The organism is Bradyrhizobium sp. BLXBL-01, from assembly GCF_051853025.1.
GTDB lineage: Bacteria > Pseudomonadota > Alphaproteobacteria > Rhizobiales > Xanthobacteraceae > Bradyrhizobium.
This window is the reverse complement of record NZ_CP182471.1, coordinates 6455564-6472311: the sequence shown is the minus strand read 5'-3', so window position 1 is coordinate 6472311 and position 16748 is coordinate 6455564. Positions and strand designations below refer to the sequence as shown.

16 protein-coding genes are annotated in these 16748 nt (G+C 65.8%); 13 read left to right on the top strand and 3 right to left on the bottom strand.

Annotated elements, in window-relative coordinates; translation table 11 throughout:
- Positions 1-3: 3 nt before the first annotated feature.
- From ACNJYA_RS30110 to ACNJYA_RS30095, 4 genes are all read left to right on the top strand, one after another.
- Positions 4-1017, top strand: a complete 1014-nt coding sequence (locus ACNJYA_RS30110) for an aromatic ring-hydroxylating dioxygenase subunit alpha (RefSeq protein ID WP_212254413.1) — start codon at positions 4-6, stop codon at positions 1015-1017.
- A gap of 194 nt (positions 1018-1211) precedes the next feature.
- Positions 1212-1373: a DUF2934 domain-containing protein gene (locus tag ACNJYA_RS30105; protein ID WP_081493716.1), complete on the top strand. Its 162-nt coding sequence runs from the start codon at positions 1212-1214 to the stop codon at positions 1371-1373.
- Positions 1370-1555: a hypothetical protein gene (locus ACNJYA_RS30100; RefSeq protein ID WP_212254414.1), complete on the top strand. Its 186-nt coding sequence runs from the start codon at positions 1370-1372 to the stop codon at positions 1553-1555. The genes ACNJYA_RS30105 and ACNJYA_RS30100 overlap by 4 nt, the downstream gene beginning before the upstream one ends.
- Positions 1556-1581: 26 nt before the next feature.
- Positions 1582-1977, top strand: a complete 396-nt coding sequence (locus tag ACNJYA_RS30095; protein WP_439364155.1) for a DUF2934 domain-containing protein — start codon at positions 1582-1584, stop codon at positions 1975-1977.
- Positions 1978-2563: 586 nt separating this feature from the next.
- Here ACNJYA_RS30095 and ACNJYA_RS30090 read toward each other — a convergent pair.
- On the bottom strand, positions 2564-4351 hold the full coding sequence (locus ACNJYA_RS30090) for a peptide ABC transporter substrate-binding protein (protein ID WP_439401176.1): 1788 nt from the start codon (positions 4349-4351) through the stop codon (positions 2564-2566).
- Between the two features lie 307 nt (positions 4352-4658).
- On the opposite strand from ACNJYA_RS30090, the gene ACNJYA_RS30085 reads away from it, so the two are divergent.
- From ACNJYA_RS30085 to ACNJYA_RS30050, 8 genes are all read left to right on the top strand, one after another.
- Positions 4659-5453 carry a MetQ/NlpA family ABC transporter substrate-binding protein gene (locus tag ACNJYA_RS30085; protein WP_439401175.1) on the top strand — a complete coding sequence of 265 codons (795 nt, stop codon included), beginning with the start codon at positions 4659-4661 and terminating at the stop codon, positions 5451-5453.
- A 174-nt stretch (positions 5454-5627) separates the two neighbouring features.
- Positions 5628-6665, top strand: coding sequence for a putative FMN-dependent luciferase-like monooxygenase (locus tag ACNJYA_RS30080; protein WP_439401174.1), 1038 nt, complete (start codon positions 5628-5630; stop codon positions 6663-6665).
- A gap of 37 nt (positions 6666-6702) precedes the next feature.
- Entirely contained in the window at positions 6703-7302 is a 600-nt protein-coding gene (locus ACNJYA_RS30075; RefSeq protein WP_439403488.1) for a CMD domain protein, read from the top strand.
- Between the two features lie 12 nt (positions 7303-7314).
- Positions 7315-7890, top strand: a complete 576-nt coding sequence (locus ACNJYA_RS30070) for an alkylhydroperoxidase domain protein (protein WP_439401173.1) — start codon at positions 7315-7317, stop codon at positions 7888-7890.
- 71 nt (positions 7891-7961) lie between these two features.
- Positions 7962-9119, top strand: coding sequence for an ABC transporter substrate-binding protein (locus ACNJYA_RS30065; protein WP_439401172.1), 1158 nt, complete (start codon positions 7962-7964; stop codon positions 9117-9119).
- 55 nt (positions 9120-9174) lie between these two features.
- Positions 9175-10998, top strand: a complete 1824-nt coding sequence (locus ACNJYA_RS30060; RefSeq protein WP_172786979.1) for an ABC transporter permease — start codon at positions 9175-9177, stop codon at positions 10996-10998.
- Positions 10998-11846, top strand: a complete 849-nt coding sequence (locus ACNJYA_RS30055; RefSeq protein WP_439401171.1) for an ABC transporter ATP-binding protein — start codon at positions 10998-11000, stop codon at positions 11844-11846. The genes ACNJYA_RS30060 and ACNJYA_RS30055 overlap by 1 nt, the downstream gene beginning before the upstream one ends.
- Positions 11843-12583: an ABC transporter ATP-binding protein gene (locus tag ACNJYA_RS30050; RefSeq protein WP_172786977.1), complete on the top strand. Its 741-nt coding sequence runs from the start codon at positions 11843-11845 to the stop codon at positions 12581-12583. The genes ACNJYA_RS30055 and ACNJYA_RS30050 overlap by 4 nt, the downstream gene beginning before the upstream one ends.
- 150 nt (positions 12584-12733) lie before the next feature.
- On the opposite strand, the gene ACNJYA_RS30045 is transcribed toward ACNJYA_RS30050, so the two are convergent.
- The gene (locus ACNJYA_RS30045) at positions 12734-14248 is read right to left on the bottom strand and encodes a helicase HerA domain-containing protein (RefSeq protein ID WP_439401170.1); all 1515 of its coding nucleotides are present in this window, start codon (positions 14246-14248) and stop codon (positions 12734-12736) included.
- Positions 14249-14492: 244 nt separating this feature from the next.
- Here ACNJYA_RS30045 and ACNJYA_RS30040 point away from each other — a divergent pair, with 244 nt between their 5' ends.
- Positions 14493-15077 carry a LysE family translocator gene (locus ACNJYA_RS30040; RefSeq protein ID WP_172786975.1) on the top strand — a complete coding sequence of 195 codons (585 nt, stop codon included), beginning with the start codon at positions 14493-14495 and terminating at the stop codon, positions 15075-15077.
- A gap of 24 nt (positions 15078-15101) precedes the next feature.
- Here the strand turns inward: ACNJYA_RS30040 and ACNJYA_RS30035 are convergent, their stop codons facing one another.
- The gene (locus ACNJYA_RS30035) at positions 15102-16166 is read right to left on the bottom strand and encodes a ketopantoate reductase family protein (RefSeq protein ID WP_439401169.1); all 1065 of its coding nucleotides are present in this window, start codon (positions 16164-16166) and stop codon (positions 15102-15104) included.
- Positions 16167-16748 lie beyond the last annotated feature (582 nt).

Sequence of the window (16748 nt, the reverse complement as noted above, 5' to 3'; positions counted from 1 at the left end):
ATCATGCTGAGCACGAAACAGCCGGTGCTGCGCCGGTTCTGGTACGCGCTGATGCCGCTCGATCACCTCGAGGATGGACCAAAACCCTTCACGCTGCTGGGCGAGCCGATCGTGCTGTTCCTCGATGCCGAGGGCCAGCCCGCCGCGCTCGAGGACCGTTGCTGCCATCGGACCGCGAAGCTGTCGAAGGGCTGGTGCAACAACGGCAACATCGTCTGCGGCTATCACGGCTGGGAGTACGACCGCGACGGCAAGCTGGTGATGATTCCGCAGTTTCCGTTCGAGCAGCCGGTACCGGACGCCAAGGCGCGCTCGTTCCGTGCCGAGGCCCGCTACGGTTATGTCTGGGTCGCGCTCGAGGAGCCCCTGGCCGAGATCCCCGAAATTCCCGAGGACGGCACGCCCGGCTATCGCCGCATCAACCAGTTCTACGACAAGTGGAATACGGCGGCGCTTCGGCTGATGGAAAACTCGTTCGACAACGCCCACTTCGCCTTCGTTCACAAGGGCACCTTCGGCGACATCAATCAACCCAAGCCGGAGAAATACGAGATCGTCGAGACCGAAGCCGGCTTCGATGCGGAGACCATCATCACGGTCCGCAATCCGCCGGGCGCCTACAGGATCACCGGGACGAAAGAGCCGACGACGCGGCGGCATCAGCGCAACAAATGGTACATGCCGTTCTGCCGGCGTCTCGACATGGAATATCCGTCCGGGATCCGGCACATCATTTTCAATTGCGCGACGCCGATATCGGACGGCCAGATCCAGGTGGTTCAGCTGCTGTTCCGCAATGACCGCGAGGCTGATTGCTCGACGCAGGAGCTGATCGATTGGGACGCCGCGATCATCGCCGAAGATCGCGACATGCTGGAATCGACCGACCCCGATGCCATCGTCGACATGGGCCGCAAGATCGAGATGCACATGCCGTCCGATCGGCCGGGCATGATCATGCGCAGGCGCCTGCTCGACCTCCTGCGGCAGCACGGCGAGGAGGAGCGGCCGCGCTGATCGTCGGCCCCATGCCCAGCCGGCGGGGCGGAGCGGGTTCCGTCCGACGCGGTCAGACGCGGAGGAACCCTTGCACATGGTAGAAGCTTGACTCCGCGGGCCAGCCTCGCCGCCGATCGCTGGCCTGCACGGCCCCGCCTCTAAGCCCCCCATACCCCCCAGGGTGGGGCCGTGCTTCCAAGCAGGAGGTGCAATTGTCCGAGCCGACCGAGCAAGAGATCAGAGAACGCGCGCACCAATTGTGGGAGCAGGCGGGCAAGCCCGAAGGGCGCGAGGAGGAATTTTGGCACGCGGCGGAGCAGGAGCTGCGCAACGAGGACAAGTCGAACACGCTGCGGACGCCGGATACGCTGTGACCAACAAGACCTGCCCATTCTGCCAGGGTCTCGGATGGGTCTGCGAAAACCACCCGCTCCGGGTCTGGAGCGAGAAGCTCGGCGGCTGCCGCTGCGGCGAGGGCATGCCGTGCACCTGCAACACGACTGAGGACCCTGAAATCAGAGTGGTGATCGTCGAAGCCGACACGACGTGGCATTAGCGGCGCCGGCTGCGCCGGTTCAAGCGATGCTGCGCAGCTGGTCATTTCCGAAAGCGCAACACCTGAAGGAACGGACCATCCGGGAAGCGAATTTAGTGTCTGCACGGCTCCGACAACGTTCCTTACCCACGGCAGTTTCGGCGGTGGACGAGCAGAAGAAGCTAGAGCACCAGATCGAACTCGCAACGCGAGCGGCCTCGCTCGTCAAGGACGAAACCACCGGACAACGCTTCAGGAGCTTCGCCGAGGAATTGAAACGAAATCTGCTTCGCATGATGCGCCGTGGCAAGGTGCGCACACGCGCATATGAGCTCTGGGAGCAGGCCGGCCGTCCCAGCAATCGGGAGTTGGACTTCTGGCTCGAAGCCGAACGTCAGATCGAAGATGAACGCGAGGAGAAGAAGGGCGGGGGCGCTTCATAGCCAGTGCGTAAGGATGGGTAGAGCCCTTGCGAAACCCATCATGCACCCGCGCTCGAAACATATTGATGGGTTTCGCTTCGCTCTACCCATCCTTCCGAACCAGCAAAACGAAAAAGCCGCCGGGCTCTTCACCCTGACGGCTTTGCAAAGTCCGCAGCTGTTGATCGTCTTCCCAGCCTCGTGCGTACCGCCGTTACCTTGTTTGCGGCCATGCCCGATCCTTGTAGGCGATGGCGCACGATTCCGCTGTGATCTGGAGCACACAGTGGAAGGGATTCGGTGTCACGTTCTAAAAGCCCGCGCTGCGCTGCAACCACAATTGCGCTCGCGAGCCCCCTCGGATCTCGTAGGGTGGGCAAAGCGCAGCGTGCCCACGCTCCTGTGGCTGTTTCGGACAGGTGGTGGGCACGGCGCAAGTGCGCCTTTGCCCACCCTACGGCACCGCTGCTCGGATGTGTACGGTGCGCTGTGGAGCCGAGGCCATGTCGTAGCGGGCCGCGTCGCTCCTGGGTCCCGGCTCTGCGCTGCAACGCTGGCGCGTTGCAGCTTGTCCGGGACAAAAGAGCCTTAAATGCGTGGTGCCCCCTCAGACCCGATACCACGCCGCCAGGTTCCACGTGATGGTGTCCCAGCCGGAGATGTCGATCATCAAATTGTTGGCGCCGGCGTTGACGACGTGGCGCGAGAGCAGGGGCAGGAACACGTGGGCCTCGCAGAAGATCTCGTCGACCTTCATCAGCAGCGCGGCGCGCTTGACCGGATCGAGCTCGTTCTGCGCGGCCTTGTAGGCCTTGTCTGCCTCGGGATCGGAATAGCGCGAATTGTTGCGGCCGAGCCATTTGTTGTCCTTGGTGGCGATCTCCCAGGACACGCACTGGTTCAGCAAGCGCTCCGGATCGGGCTGCGGCTGCGTCGTGTTGTACATCTCCATGTCGGCATAGAATTTCGAGTACGTGTCGGGATTGCCGACGTCGGAGGAGAAGAACACGGAGGCGGTGACCGCCTTGATCTCGATGTCGATGCCGGCCTTCTGGCACGCCTGCTTGATGATGGCCTGCGTCTTCTGGCGCGGGGCATTGGTCGAGGTCTGGAACACGTATTTGAGCTTCTTGCCGTCCTTCTCGCGGATGCCGTCCGTGCCCCTGGTCCAGCCGGCCTCGTCGAGGATCTTGTTGGCCTTGTCGATGTCGAACTCGTATTTGAGCTTCGGCGACTTGAACTGCTTGGGCGCGTTGACGAAGCTCGCCGTCGCGATCGCGGCGCGTCCATAGATGAACTTCTGGATCGAATCGCGGTCGATCAGAAGATTGATCGCGCGGCGAACGGCGGGATCGGACAGCGTCGGGTGCTTGGTCTTGACGTTCGAACGCTCGCCGTCGACCTCGGTCCAGGGGTCCGTCGTGTTGAGGATGATGAACTCGACATTGCCGGACGGCACGATGTCGAGCTTGCCCTTGCCGCCCGCCTCCATGCGCTTGAGGACCTCCTCCTCCACCTGCATGTTCCAGGCAAAGTCGTATTCGCCGGTCTGCAGCACGGCGCGCGCCGCGGACACCGCGTCGCCGCCGCCCTTGATCTCGACCGTGTCGAAATGCGGCTGGTTCTTGATGTGGTAGTCGGGATTGCGTTCGGCGCGGATCATGTCGCCCGGCTTGAACTCGACGAATTTGTACGGGCCGGTGCCGACCGGCTTCAGATTGCCCGGCGCTTCGCGCGACTTGGCGCCGACATAGTCGCCGAAATGATGCTTTGGCAGGATCATCCCGACCGAGCCGACGAACGGATCGGCCCAGAACGGCGTCGGCGCCCGGAAGATCACCTTGACGGTGTGGTCGTCGATCTTCTCGACCTTGATGTCCTTGTAGGAGCCCGTGGTGTAGGCCGCGGTGGCGAGATCCGCGGCGTATTGCCAGGTGAAGACGACGTCGTCGGCGGTGAAGGGCTTGCCGTCATGCCAGGTCACGCCCCGCTTCAGCTTCCAGATCACGCTCATGCCGTCGGCTGCAAGGCCGCCGTTCGCCTTGGTCGGAGCCTCGGCGGCGAGGCAGGGGATGAGGTTGCCCTCCTTGTCCCAGCCGGCGAGCGGCTCGAAGAAGATGCGCGAGGCGATCTGGTCCTTGGTGCCGAGCGCGAAATGCGGATTGAGCAGGGTGGGCGCCTGCCACAGCAGCATCTTGAGCGTGCCGCCGCCGCCGGCCTTGGCCGGCTTGTACGGCAGCGTGGCGTCGGCCATCGCCACGTCGTGCCACACCAGGATCTGGCTCGCGATTGGCGCTGCGATTCCGACCGCGGCCATTGTCCTGATGAACGAGCGCCGCGACAGCGTGCCTTGTTTCACCTCCGCGACCAGATTGCGAATTTCGTTCTCGTTCATCGGGATCCCCACCTCGTCGCCACCGGCTCAGTGCGCGCTAACTCAGCACGTCGGGCGTGGTGGAGTCAAAGAGAAGGGCGCAGGCCCCAGTGCGCATGGAACGAAAGTGTAATCCGGGAATCTGCCACAAGCGGCAGTGGCCCGGATCGCGCTGGACGACGTGCGCGCACTTTGTCGCACTCTGCATTCGTTTCCCGTTTGCGGCCGAATGGAGAAAGGCTGGCCTCGACCCGCGGCCAATATGGATTTCCATTTCATTGATTTCGCACCGCAGAAAAGGGAATACGGTTCCGTTGCCGCAAGACCCATGGAGACCAAGATGTCGTTTCGCCTTCCCCTGATTCTCTCCGCCGTGCTGGCCGCATGGTCCGCCGCAGCTGCGGCCGAGACCATCAAGATCGGCGTGACGCCGGGGCCGCATGCGCAGATCCTCGAAGCCGTGAAGCCGATCGCCGCCAAGCAGGGCCTCGACATCCAGCTGCTCGAATTCTCCGATTACGTGGTGCCGAACGCCGCGCTCGATGCCGGCGAGATCCAGGCCAACTCGTTTCAGAACCAGCCTTACCTGGACAACCAGAAGGCCGATCGCGGCTACAAGATCGAAGCCGTCGGCCTGACCGTGAACTTCCCGATCGGCGTCTATTCGAAGAAGCACAAGGCTTTCGCCGATATCCCCGAGGGCGGCAAGGTCTCGATCCCGAACGACCCGACCAATGGCGGCCGCGTGCTGCTGTTGCTGCGCGACAAAGGCGTGATCAAGCTGAAGGACGGCACGGGCTTCAAGCCGACGGTGCTCGACATCACCGAGAACCCCAAGAAGCTGAAGTTCATCGAGGTCGATGCGGCGCAGGCCCCGCGCGCGCTCGACGACGTCGACGCCGCCGCGATCAACACCAATTATGCAACCCAGGCGGGCCTCGATCCGGTCAAGGATCCGATCCTGCGCGAGGACCCGAAGGGACCCTATGTCAACCTGATCGCGGTGCGCAGCGCCGACAAGGGCAAGCCCTGGGTCAAGATCCTCGTGGACAGCTACCACACGCCTGAGGTCAAGGAGTTCGTCCTGACCAAGTTCAAGGGCGCGGTGCTGCCGAGCTGGTAGGCAGACTGCCCGCCCAGAGTCCAGGCAAGGGCGATCCGGCGGGCAGCCTTGCGCAGGAGCCTTGCGTATGAGCCTTGCGCAGAAATCTTGCGTACGTGCCCTGCGCAATGCCCGCTTGTCTGGAGCTGCGGCAACCGACATCATCGGGGCCCATCCTCGCCCGACAGGGATCGTATGAAACGCTTTGCCAACCTGAAACGCCTGGGCTTCTTCACGCGGCTGCTCGACGAGGCGCCGGCGGCGGACCGCTATCGCTTCGCCGCCGAGCAGATCGTCCGCGCCGAGCAGGCCGGGCTCGATTCCGCATGGATCGCGCAGCATCATTTCCATGAGCGCGAGGGCGGCCTGCCGTCGCCCTTCACCTTCCTGGGTTACGTCGCCGCCCAGACCTCGCGCATCCGCCTCGGCACCGGCATCGTCACCCTGCCGCTGGAGAACGCGGTGCGGGTGGCGGAGGATGCCGCGGTGCTCGATCTCCTCTGCAACGGCCGCTTCGAGCTCGGCGTCGGCACCGGCGGCAACCCGTCCGCCTTCGCCGCCTTCGGCCTCGACAGCGCCCAGCGCAACGAGATCTTTGCCCGCAATCTGGAGATCGTCCGCAAGGCCCTGACCGGCAAGCCGCTCGACGGCGGCGACACGCTCTATCCGCAACGGCCGCAACTGGACAAGCGCATCTGGCAGGCGACGTTCTCCGTCGCCGGCGGTGCCCGGGCCGGCAAGGCGGGTGATGGCCTCTTGCTGTCGCGCACCCAGCCACGGGCCAAGGACGCGCCGAACGCGGCGCTCGCCGAGATCCAGAACCCGATCATCGACGCCTATCTCGCCGCGCTGCCGCCGGGCTGCGAGCCGCGCATCATGGCCTCGCGCAGCGTCTTCGTCGCCGACGACCATCGCGAGGCGCTGCGCCTCGCCGACATCGGGCTGCGCCGCGCGCTACCGCAATTCATGAAGGGCGGACATCTTCCGCCGGGCGAGACGCTGGAGGAGATGATCACCGCGTTCGACACCCATGTCGGCGATGCCGACCACGTCATCGCCTCGCTCCGTACCGACGCCACGCTGGAGCGGGTGACCGATCTCGTCTTCCAGGTGCATTCGGTCGATGCGCCGCATCCTTACGTCCTGCGCTCGATCGAGCTCGTCGCCGACAAGGTCGCGCCGTCGCTGGGCTGGACCCGGACGGCCGCCAAGGACGTTGCCCTCGCAGGCTAGCCGGAATGAATGGAATCGCGTTGCACGAGGCTGAATGATGGCACCGAAGGATATCATCGACACGCTCGCCGGGATCGAGCCCGGCTCCACTCTGGATGCCATCCGCGCGCGCCGCCTGCAGGCGCGCGAGAATGCGCAGAAGAGCTATCTCTCGCTGTTCGAGCCGATCGACGCGGGCGATTTCTCGCTCGCCGAACGCGCCGCGGTCGCCGCCTTCGTGACCGGGCTGCATGGCGAATCCCCCGTCGCCGCCTTCTATCGCGACAAGCTTGCCGCGACTGCGGATGGCGCGCCGCTGTCTGATGCGATCAAGGCCGAGATCGAGCGCGGCAAGACCTCGGGCCCATACGGCGCCTATCCGGCCGGCCCGCTGTCGATCGAGAACAAGGCCGGCTTGGTCTATCGCGTCGGCGCGGAGCGCAAGCCTGTTCTCGGCGCCCGGCTGGTCGCGGCGCTTGAGCACGCGCATCTCCTGGTGTTCCACCCGCGCGATTCCGCATCCGCCGACATGAAGGCGCTGCTGGCCGCCGGCTGGTCGAACACCGGCATCGTCACGTTCTCGCAGCTCGTTGCGTTCCTGTCGTTCCAGGTGCGCGTCGTCAGCGGCTTGCGCACGCTCGCCGCGGCAAGCGCGTAAGGAGGCCCAATCATGAGCACCGTCAATCCGCCCGTCGTCTTCACCCAGGACGAGCTCGGCTGGGTCTCGTGGATCGACTCGCTGCCCGAGGCCGAGCTGACCGAGCGGCACTATGCCGGCCTCGTCGACCGCGCCCGCGCCAAGTCGGAATACTTTCGTCTCTTGGTGCGCGATCCCGAAGTGCTGGAGGCCCGCACCAAGACCGACAAGGACATCTTCTACAACGTCGCCGACGGCCTGCCGCGCGCCGAGCGCGAGCTCGCAGCCGCCGCCACCTCGCGCTACAACGGCTGCATCTATTGCGCCTCCGTGCATGCGCGCTTCGCCAGCACCTATTCCAAGCGCCGCGACGACGTGCAGAGCCTGCTCGACGAAGGCGTCAACGCCGATCTCGGCGAGCGCTGGAATGCGGTGGTCAAGGCCTCGGTGGCGCTGGCGGCCACGCCGATCGCATTCGGGCCCGACAATATCGCGGAGCTGCGCCGCGCCGGTCTCGACGATGCCGAGATCGTCGACGTCATCAACGGCGCCTCGTTCTTCAACTGGGCAAACCGGCTGATGCTGTCGCTCGGCGAGCCCTCGAAATAGGCAATCTCACCGGCACGAGAATTGCTGCCGTATCAACTAAAAACTATCAACTGAAATGGATGGAGCCGTGCATGAGCAACATCGATCGTCGTACCCTGGTCAAAGGCTCTCTCGCCGCCATGATGGCGGGCGCGGCCTTCTCGCGCAGCGCCTTTGCGCAATCCGCCGAGCCGATCCTGCTCGGCGTCAGCGGCCTCCTCACGGGACCGAACGCGCAATATGGCGCGCAGTGGAAGCAGGGCTTTGATCTCGCGCTCGACGAGATTCACGCCGCCGGCGGTATCAACGGCCGCAAGCTCGCCTACCAGTTCGAGGACAGCCAGAGCGATCCGCGCCAGTCGGTGGCGATCGCCCAGAAGTTCGTCTCCGATCCCCGCATCGTCATGGAGCTCGGCGATTTCTCCAGCCCCGCCTCGATGGCGGCCTCGCCGATCTATCAGCGCGGCGGCCTCGTGCAGTTCGGCTTCACCAATTCGCACCCCGACTTCACCAAGGGCGGCGACTTCATGTGGAGCACGTCGGTGAGCCAGGCCGACGAGCAGCCGCTGCTGGCGTCCTACGCCGTCAGGCGGCTCGGCCTGAAGAAGCTTGCGGTGCTGCACCTCAACACCGATTGGGGCCGTACCAGCCGCGACCATTTCGTCAAGGCGGCCAAGGAATACGGCGCCGAGATCGCGGTCACCGAGGGCTACATCGCCGAGGAGCGCGACTTCCGCTCCACCCTGGTGCGCGTGCGCGACGCCAGCCCGGACGGGCTGATCCTGATCTCCTATTATTCCGACGGTGCGCTGATCGCGCGCCAGGCCCGCCAGGTCGGCCTGAAGCAGACGATCTGCGCCGCAAGCTCGGTGTACTCGCCGAAATTCCTGGAGCTCGGCGGCGAGGCGGTCGAGGACGTCCATCTCGGCACCCGCTATTTCCCGCAGGATCCGCGGCCCGAGGTGAGGAAGTTCATCGACGGCTTCAAGGCCAAGTACAACGGGCAGGAGCCCGACGCCTTCAACGCCTATTCCTACGACGCGATGAACATGGCCGCTGCCGTGGTGAAGATCGGCGGCACCGACCGCCGCGCCATCCGCGATGCCTTCGCCAAGGTGAAGGACGTCTCCAGCGTCATCTTCGGAAAGGCGACGTTCGACGTCGAGAGCCGCCGCGTCAAAGGCGCCATGAACGCCGAGCTCGTCGTGCGCAAGGGCCAGTTCTTGCTGTGGGACGGCAAGCCGACCTGACCTGATGGCCGGAGCGCACCGCTCCGGCCGCTTCATCCCTCATTAGGAACGCTGCGTGTCCTCCTGGTTTGACTACACGATCAACGGGCTGATCATCGGCAATGTCTACGCCCTGGTCGCGGTCGGGCTGGCGCTCATCTTCGGCGTCAGCCGTCTCATCAACTTCGCGCAAGGCTCGATCTATCTGGTCGGCGCCTATATCGGCTGGGTCGCGGTGGTGCAGCTGCATACGCCGCTGCCGCTCACCATCATCGTGGTGGCGGCGGCCGCCGCGCTGGTCGGGCTGATCATCGAGCGGTTCGGCCTGCGGCCGCTGCAGAACTCGGTGCGCATCGCGCCGCTGCTCGCGACCATCGGCATCAGCTTCGTGCTCGATCAATTGGTGATGCTGACCTTCTCGCCCAATCCGCGCGCGCTGCCGAGCCAGCTGCCCGATGTGCGCTTCCAGCTCGGCGGCGGCACGATCGGGCCGCTCGATCTGCTCATCGCCGGCGTCGGCATCACCAGCGCGCTCTTGCTGTTCGTGTTCCTGCGCTACAGCAAGCTCGGCTGGGCCGTGCGCGCGGCGTCGCAGGACCGCGACGCCGCGATGCAGATGGGCGTCGACGTCAACCGCGTCAATCAGGCCGTCTTCGGCATCGCGGCGGCGCTGGGCGGCGTCTCCGGCATGCTGGTCGGGATGTACTATAACCAGATCGACACCGCGATGAGCCTGCAGGCGACGCTGAAGGGCGTCGTTGCCGAAGTGGTCGGCGGCGCCGGTAACGTGCCCGGCGCGGTGATCGGCAGCTTGCTGCTGGGCCTCGTCGAGAGCTACGGCGTTGCCGTGTTCGGCACCAGCTACCGCAACCTGTTCGCCTTCCTGCTGCTGGTCGTCGTCCTGGTGCTGCGGCCGAACGGCCTGTTCGTCAGCCCCCGGCAGGCGCCGCCCGAGCCGCTCACCGGCACCTTCATCGCGCCGAGCCGCCCGTTGCGCATTCCGCGCTGGGCGTTGGCCGTTGCAGCGGCGATCTTCGCGGTGCTGCCGCTGTTCCCGGTGTCCTTCTACGTGCTCCAGACCCTGATCAATGCCTGGCTGCTCGGCATGCTCGCGCTCAGCCTCACGCTGGTTGCGGGCACCATGGGCCAGGTCTCGCTCGGGCATGCCGCGCTGCTCGCGATCGGCGCCTACACGTCGGCGTTGCTGTCGCTGACCCTCAACGTCCCGGCCGGCCTCGCCATCATCGGCGGCGGCCTGATGAGCGCTGCGCTCGGCACGCTCTTGATCTCGCCGTCCTTTCGCCTGCGCGGGCATTATGTGTCGATCGCGACGCTCGCGATCGGCGAGATCGTGTCGCTGGTGATCCTGAACTGGGAGAGCGTCACGCGCGGCCCGATCGGCATCTCCGGCATCCCGCCGCTGACGCTGTTCGGCTATGACCTGATCAGCCCATCGTCCATCTACTGGTTCAGTTTTGCCGTGATGGTCGTGCTGGCGCTGCTGCAAGGACGCCTGCTCACCTCGCATCTCGGCCGCAGCTTTCGCGCCATCCGCGACGACGATATCGCCGCGCGCGCCTACGGCCTCAGCCTGAACCGCTACAAGTCGCTCGCCTTCATCTTCGGCGGCTTCGCCGCCGGCGTCAGCGGCGGCATCGCCGCGCATCTTTATTCCTACATCAACCACGAGACCTTCAACACGCAGCAATCGATCCTGGCGCTGACGGTCGTCATCCTCGGCGGCCTCGGCAACGTCGTCGGCGCCATCGTCGGGTCGGTCGCGCTGGTCGGCCTGCCCGAGGTGTTCCGGATCGCGGCGGAGTATCGCATCCTGATCTACGGCATCGTGCTGCTGCTGCTCGTGCGGTTCAGGCCGCAGGGCCTGCTGGGGACGATCTGATGGCGGAGCAGCTTCACCCCATGCTGTCCCTGCGCGGGCTGACGCGCCGCTTCGGCGGCCTCACTGCGGTCGACGCCATCGACCTCGATCTCGCCAGCGGCGAGCTGATCAGCATCATCGGCCCGAACGGCGCCGGCAAGACGACGCTGTTCAATCTCGTGACCGGGCTGGACCGGCCCGACGACGGCACCGTGAGCTTCGAAGGCCAGGACATCACCGGCCTGTCGCCGGAGCGGCTCGCGGCCGAGGGCATCGCGCGCACCTTCCAGCTCGGCCGCGTGTTCGGCAATCTCAGCGTCATGGACAACGTCCTGATCGGCGCACACACGCGGCTGCGCGCGGTCAAGCCTGCCGTGCCGGTGATCGGTCCGCTGCTGGAGTTGGGTCTGGCCTTGCTGCGTCCTTCCAGCGTCAAGGCGGAGGAAGAGCGGCTGCGCGAAGAGGTGAAAGCCATTCTCGCCCGTTTCGGCGAGCGGCTGCTGCCGCGCATCGACCAGCCCGCCTATAGCCTCTCCTACGCCAACCGCCGCCGGATCGAGATCGCCCGCGCACTCGCGCTGAAGCCGCGGCTCCTTCTGCTCGACGAGCCCACTGCCGGCATGAACCCGACCGAGACCGCGGAGATGCAGTCGCTCGTCGCCGAATTGAAAGCCGAAGGGCTGACCATCCTCCTGATCGAGCACAAGCTGGAGATGGTGATGCGCCTGTCCGACCGCGTCATCGTCATGGACGAGGGCAAGAAGATCGCGGAAGGACCGGGCGAACAGGTGCGAACCGATCCCAAGGTGATCGAGGCCTATCTCGGCCACGGGCTATCTGGGACGACCGAGCAGGAGAGCGCGGCATGACGAACTCTGCTCCCGAAGCACTGCTGGCTTTGTCGAACGTCAACACCTTCTACGGCCAGGCCCAGGTGCATTTCGACCTGTCGATCACGGTCGCGCGCGGCCACATCGTCTGCCTGCTCGGCGGCAACGCGAGCGGCAAGTCGACCACGATGAAGATCATCCTGGGCCTGGTAAAGCCGCGCTCGGGCGAGGTGACGTTCGATGGCGCCTCGCTGATCGGGCTTTCCACGCCGCAGATCGTCCGCCGCGGCATTGCCTCGGTGCCGGAGGCGCGGCGGCTGTTCGCCGACATGAGCGTGCGCGAGAACATCCTGATGGGCGCCTTCGTGCGCAACGATCGCGACGCCATTGCGCAGGATCTCGACAGGATGCTGACGCTGTTCCCGAAGCTCGGCCAGCGGCTGTCGCAGCGCGCCGGCTCGCTCTCCGGCGGCGAGCAGCAGATGGTGGCGATGGCGCGCGCGCTGATGAGCCGTCCCCGCATGATCGTGATGGACGAGCCGACCATGGGCCTGTCGCCGCTCTACGTCGACCGCGTGCTGGAGCTGATCCGCACCATCAACCAGGAGGGCGTCTCTGTCTTCATGGTCGAGCAGAACGCCAGCCTCGCGCTCGAGATCGCGCACGAGGCCTATGTGCTGCAGACGGGCAAGATCGTGCTGTCAGGCCCCGCGCGCGCGTTGAAGGACGATCCCCGCATCCGCGACGCCTATCTCGGCGGCTCCGAGGCGGCCTGACGGTCCCAACCTCTCCCGCTTGCGGGAGAGGTCGCGCCGAAGGCGCGGATGAGGGCTCTGTCCTCTTGGGGGCTGTCCCATTGCGGAGATACCCTCTCCCCAACCCTCTCCCGCAAGCGGGAGAGGGAGCGCATCTCAGTCGTGGTAACATCAAGCCGACGCCGCGCTCGCGACCTGCTCCACCGGCTGATCATCTCCGTTGGGATCGCCCGGCGCGGTTGCCCAGGCGAGCTCCACCAGCGTCACGATCCGGCGTCCGCCGCCGTCGAGCTGGACGACGATCAGGCCCTGCTCCTCCATGTAACCGAGCAGGCGCTGCGCGCGGCGCAGCGAGTGCGAGCCGTAGGCGCGGGCGATCGCGGCATCGCCGGGGCAGGGCCAGCCTTCCTTCGCCGCGCGCGCGATCATCATGAACACACCCTGCATGTCGTCAGGCAGGATCGAGGCGCGCAGCGACACCTCCTGCCAGGCGTCGTCTTCGGTGAGATCCGCCCCCAGCCCGGCGCGCGCATGCGTCAGCATGCGTCGGAATTCGTTGAGATCAGGGACTGCCGCCCCTAAGCCCTCGATGCGGCAGCGGACCACGAACTCCTGATAGAGCACGCCGATCGCGCGGAAGCCGGCATCGGGCTCGGCCAGCACGGCACGCAGCGTACGATCCACGCGCTCGCGCCGCTCGGCGAGCTCTTCGGCGCTGATGGGAGCCTCGACCGCCTCTGGCCGAATCTCCGGCAAGGCGGCGGCCTTCGCCGCGCGAAGCTGCTCGAGCAGATCCGGCGCCGGCCGTCGCTGCGGCCGGCTGGCATCGGGCGGTGGTGCGGCGAGGATCACCGCGCGGGCGTCTTCAAGCGTGGCCTCCGGCAGCGGCATCAGCCGTGGCGTCGAATTGCGCGGGCTCGTCTCGGTCGGGCCGATGTTGAGACGCAGCGGCCGGCGCGACAGCGCAGGTCCGAGCGCCATGAACTGGCCGCGCTCGAGATCGCGGAAGGCTTCGGCCTGCCGCCGCTCCATGCCGAGCAGGTCGGCGGCGCGCGCCATGTCGATGTCGAGGAAGGTGCGGCCCATCAGGAAGTTCGAGGCTTCCGCCGCGACGTTCTTGGCGAGCTTGGCGAGGCGCTGGGTCGCGATGATGCCGGCAAGCCCGCGCTTGCGGCCGCGGCACATCAGATTGGTCATGGCGCCGAGCGAGAGTTTTCGGGCTTCGTCCGAGACTTCGCCCGCCACCGCCGGCGCAAACAGCTGGGCCTCGTCGACAACGACCAGCATCGGGTACCAATGATCGCGGTCGACGTCGAACATTCCGCCGAGGAAGGCAGCTGCGCGCCGCATCTGGTTCTCGGCATCGAGGCCTTCGAGATTGAGCACGGTGGAGACACGATGTAGCCGTGCGCGTTCGCCCGCGATCTGAAGGCCGCGCTCGGTGTGGTCCTCGGCCTCGATCACCAGATGGCCGAAGCGCTCGGCCAGCGTGACGAAATCGCCCTCGGGATCGATGATGGCCTGCTGTACCCAGGGCGCGCTCTGTTCCAGCAGCCGCCGCAAGAGATGCGACTTGCCGGAGCCCGAATTGCCCTGCACCAGGAGACGGGTCGCCAGCAGTTCCTCGAGGTCCATGGCGGCCGCGGCGCCCGCCGTGGTCTGCCCCATCTCGATCGCAACCGTCATGTCCCCGACTCAAGTCCCCGTCATTCGCGGACAGCGGCTTATCAATCCAGCGGTGGCGCGTCGAGCGCTCCAGCGCGAATCAGGCGGTGTTGCCCACGTCAAAACCGGAAAGCATTCACTGTGAGCGGCAGGAACCCGGTGCCGAACGGCGTCGGTTCGCCGACGATGGGGCCGCATCGGCGATCGCTGGGCCTGAAATGACGCAGATCAAGATCAGCGGGGCCGAGACCTGCTATCTGGCCGTATGACGTTTCTGACCTTCTTCACGGCGACCTATTTCCTGCTGGCGGTGCCGGGGCCGACCAACACCCTGCTCGCGACATCGGGGGCCGGAGCCGGCATCTCGCGCTCCCTTCATCTGCTCGCGGCGGAGCTGTGCGGTTATCTGCTGGCGATCGCGGTGCTGCGGCTGGCGCTTGGTCCGGTCATCAGCGACATCCCGATTGCAGCGCTGGTGCTCCGCGTTGCCGTGACGATCTACATCCTGTGCCTCGCGGCCATGCTTTGGCGCGTCAACACGCGCGAGCTGCGCGACGGTGCTGCGGTGACGTTCGGTCAGGTGCTGCTGACGACCCTGTTGAACCCGAAAGCATTGGTCTTCGCGTTCCTGCTCCTGCCGCTTGGGGCCGGCCCGCTCGAACTGGTGCCGTGGCTCGGCGTGATCGCGCTTCAGATTCTCACCGCCGGCGCCGCATGGATCATTCTGGGTGCAACGCTCGGACGCGGCGCGCGTCGCCTCGGGCGCCCCGATCTCGTCACACGCACCGGCGCGGTCACGTTGGTCGCGGTGACCGGCCTGATCTGGCTGCAATCGTTCCTGATCGCCTGAGCGCCGACGTCGCTGGAAGCGGCGCTAGTGCGCGCCGGAGCCGCCCTGCACGATCTTCTCGTTCAGCTTCTGGTCCACGGTGTCGACGGTGCGGTCGATCTCGGCGTTGGGCACGCCGAGCTGATGCGAGATCAGCTTCACCAGGAGGTCGACGCGCTCGATGAAGGGCGCGCCGCTCGCGACCGCGCGCGCGGCCGATGACGGCTTGAGCAGGCTCTCGGCGGCCTTGGCATATTTCGCGAACGGCACCTGGTCCTGCGGATCGGCGCCGAGGCGGCGGGCGATCGCGTCGACATGGTCGTAGATCGTCTGCGAACGCTTGAGATCGCCGTGCACGGCATCGCGGATCGACTGCGGCTCGTTCGGCGTGATGCAGCGGTAATTGCCGGTGAGCAGCATCGACCATTTCGCCAGCGGCACGAACAGGGAATCGAACACTTTCAGTTTCACCGGCACGTCGTGGCCGTCGAGCGTCACCGCGTCGATGTCGGCCTCCAGCTCGCGCAGCAGCTTGTTGTGCTTCTCGTCGGCGAAGACCGACGCCTTGAAATTGGTGGGCAGGCCGACATGCAACACGTTGGCGGCTTCTTCCGGCGGACGGAAGGCCTGCGGGTCGGGCGAGCACAGCGTCACCAGCCCGGGCTCGAACCGCTCCCACACCTGCGCATTGGTGTAGGCCTCCTCGAGATCCATGTCGGCGAGTGCCGGAATCCGCTTCAGATAGGGCAAGGGCGGCATGTTCATGATCGACAGGCACGGCAGCTTCGCCGCGGCGATCTTGACCATGAGGACGCGCACCGTGTGGTTGGTGTATTGCGGCTCCTGCATCGCGAGGCCGACCAGATCGTAACGGGAGAGGTCGACATTGGCCGGCGTCACCGCATCGAGCTTGCCGGGGAGGTTGCGGGAGAAGATCGCCCGGTGCACCGCCTCGTCACGCAACTTGATGCGGACCTCGGTACCGTCGCGGTTGATCAGCTCCGCCGTCTTGGCGCGGCAGACCAGGGTCACGTTGTGCCCGGCCATCAGCAGCTTCGTGCCCAGCAGGGAGCCGTAAGAAGCCCCGAGAATCAATATGTTGCGCGCCATGCTCCGTCCCTTTGGCAATGTGTGTGTTTTTTCGGCCCCGGCCGTCATCCGCGGGGCGCGTTGGGGGCATGTAAAGCGAACTGCGGAAGGATGGCAACTGGGATAATGCATACAAGGCGAGGCCGGGCTCCCGCCGCGCTCGCCGTCCCGCCCTTGTCCCGGACTGCGCTCCAACACGCCTGCGCGATCGCTCCTGTTTCGCCCGCCGTCAAGCTGGTAAGGCAAAAATATTCCTCTTTACCGAAATTCGGAAATATCGTATGTCTCACCCATCCCGGCTCACCTTGAGGGGCGATCGCGTCGTCGTCTTGTTCGCGAGCCGGGCTTGCGGTGGACGCGGCAGCGTCGGGCGCGAGAGGTGCGGGCAGGGAGGGTAGTCCCCGGTAAGCCCGCGGCCGCGTGCGGACGAACGGCGCTGCTAGGTTTCGTCTCGTCTGTAAGTTTCCGGCTCTGTCGACGGAGTTGGAAAAACTGCGGCGAAATGGCGGGCCGCGCGTACGGCAAAACCGTGTGGTCCTGGCCGTCGTTGCTACGGTCAAGCCTTGGCGAATGTGACATTGGCGTCAACCGGCGTCGTGTTAG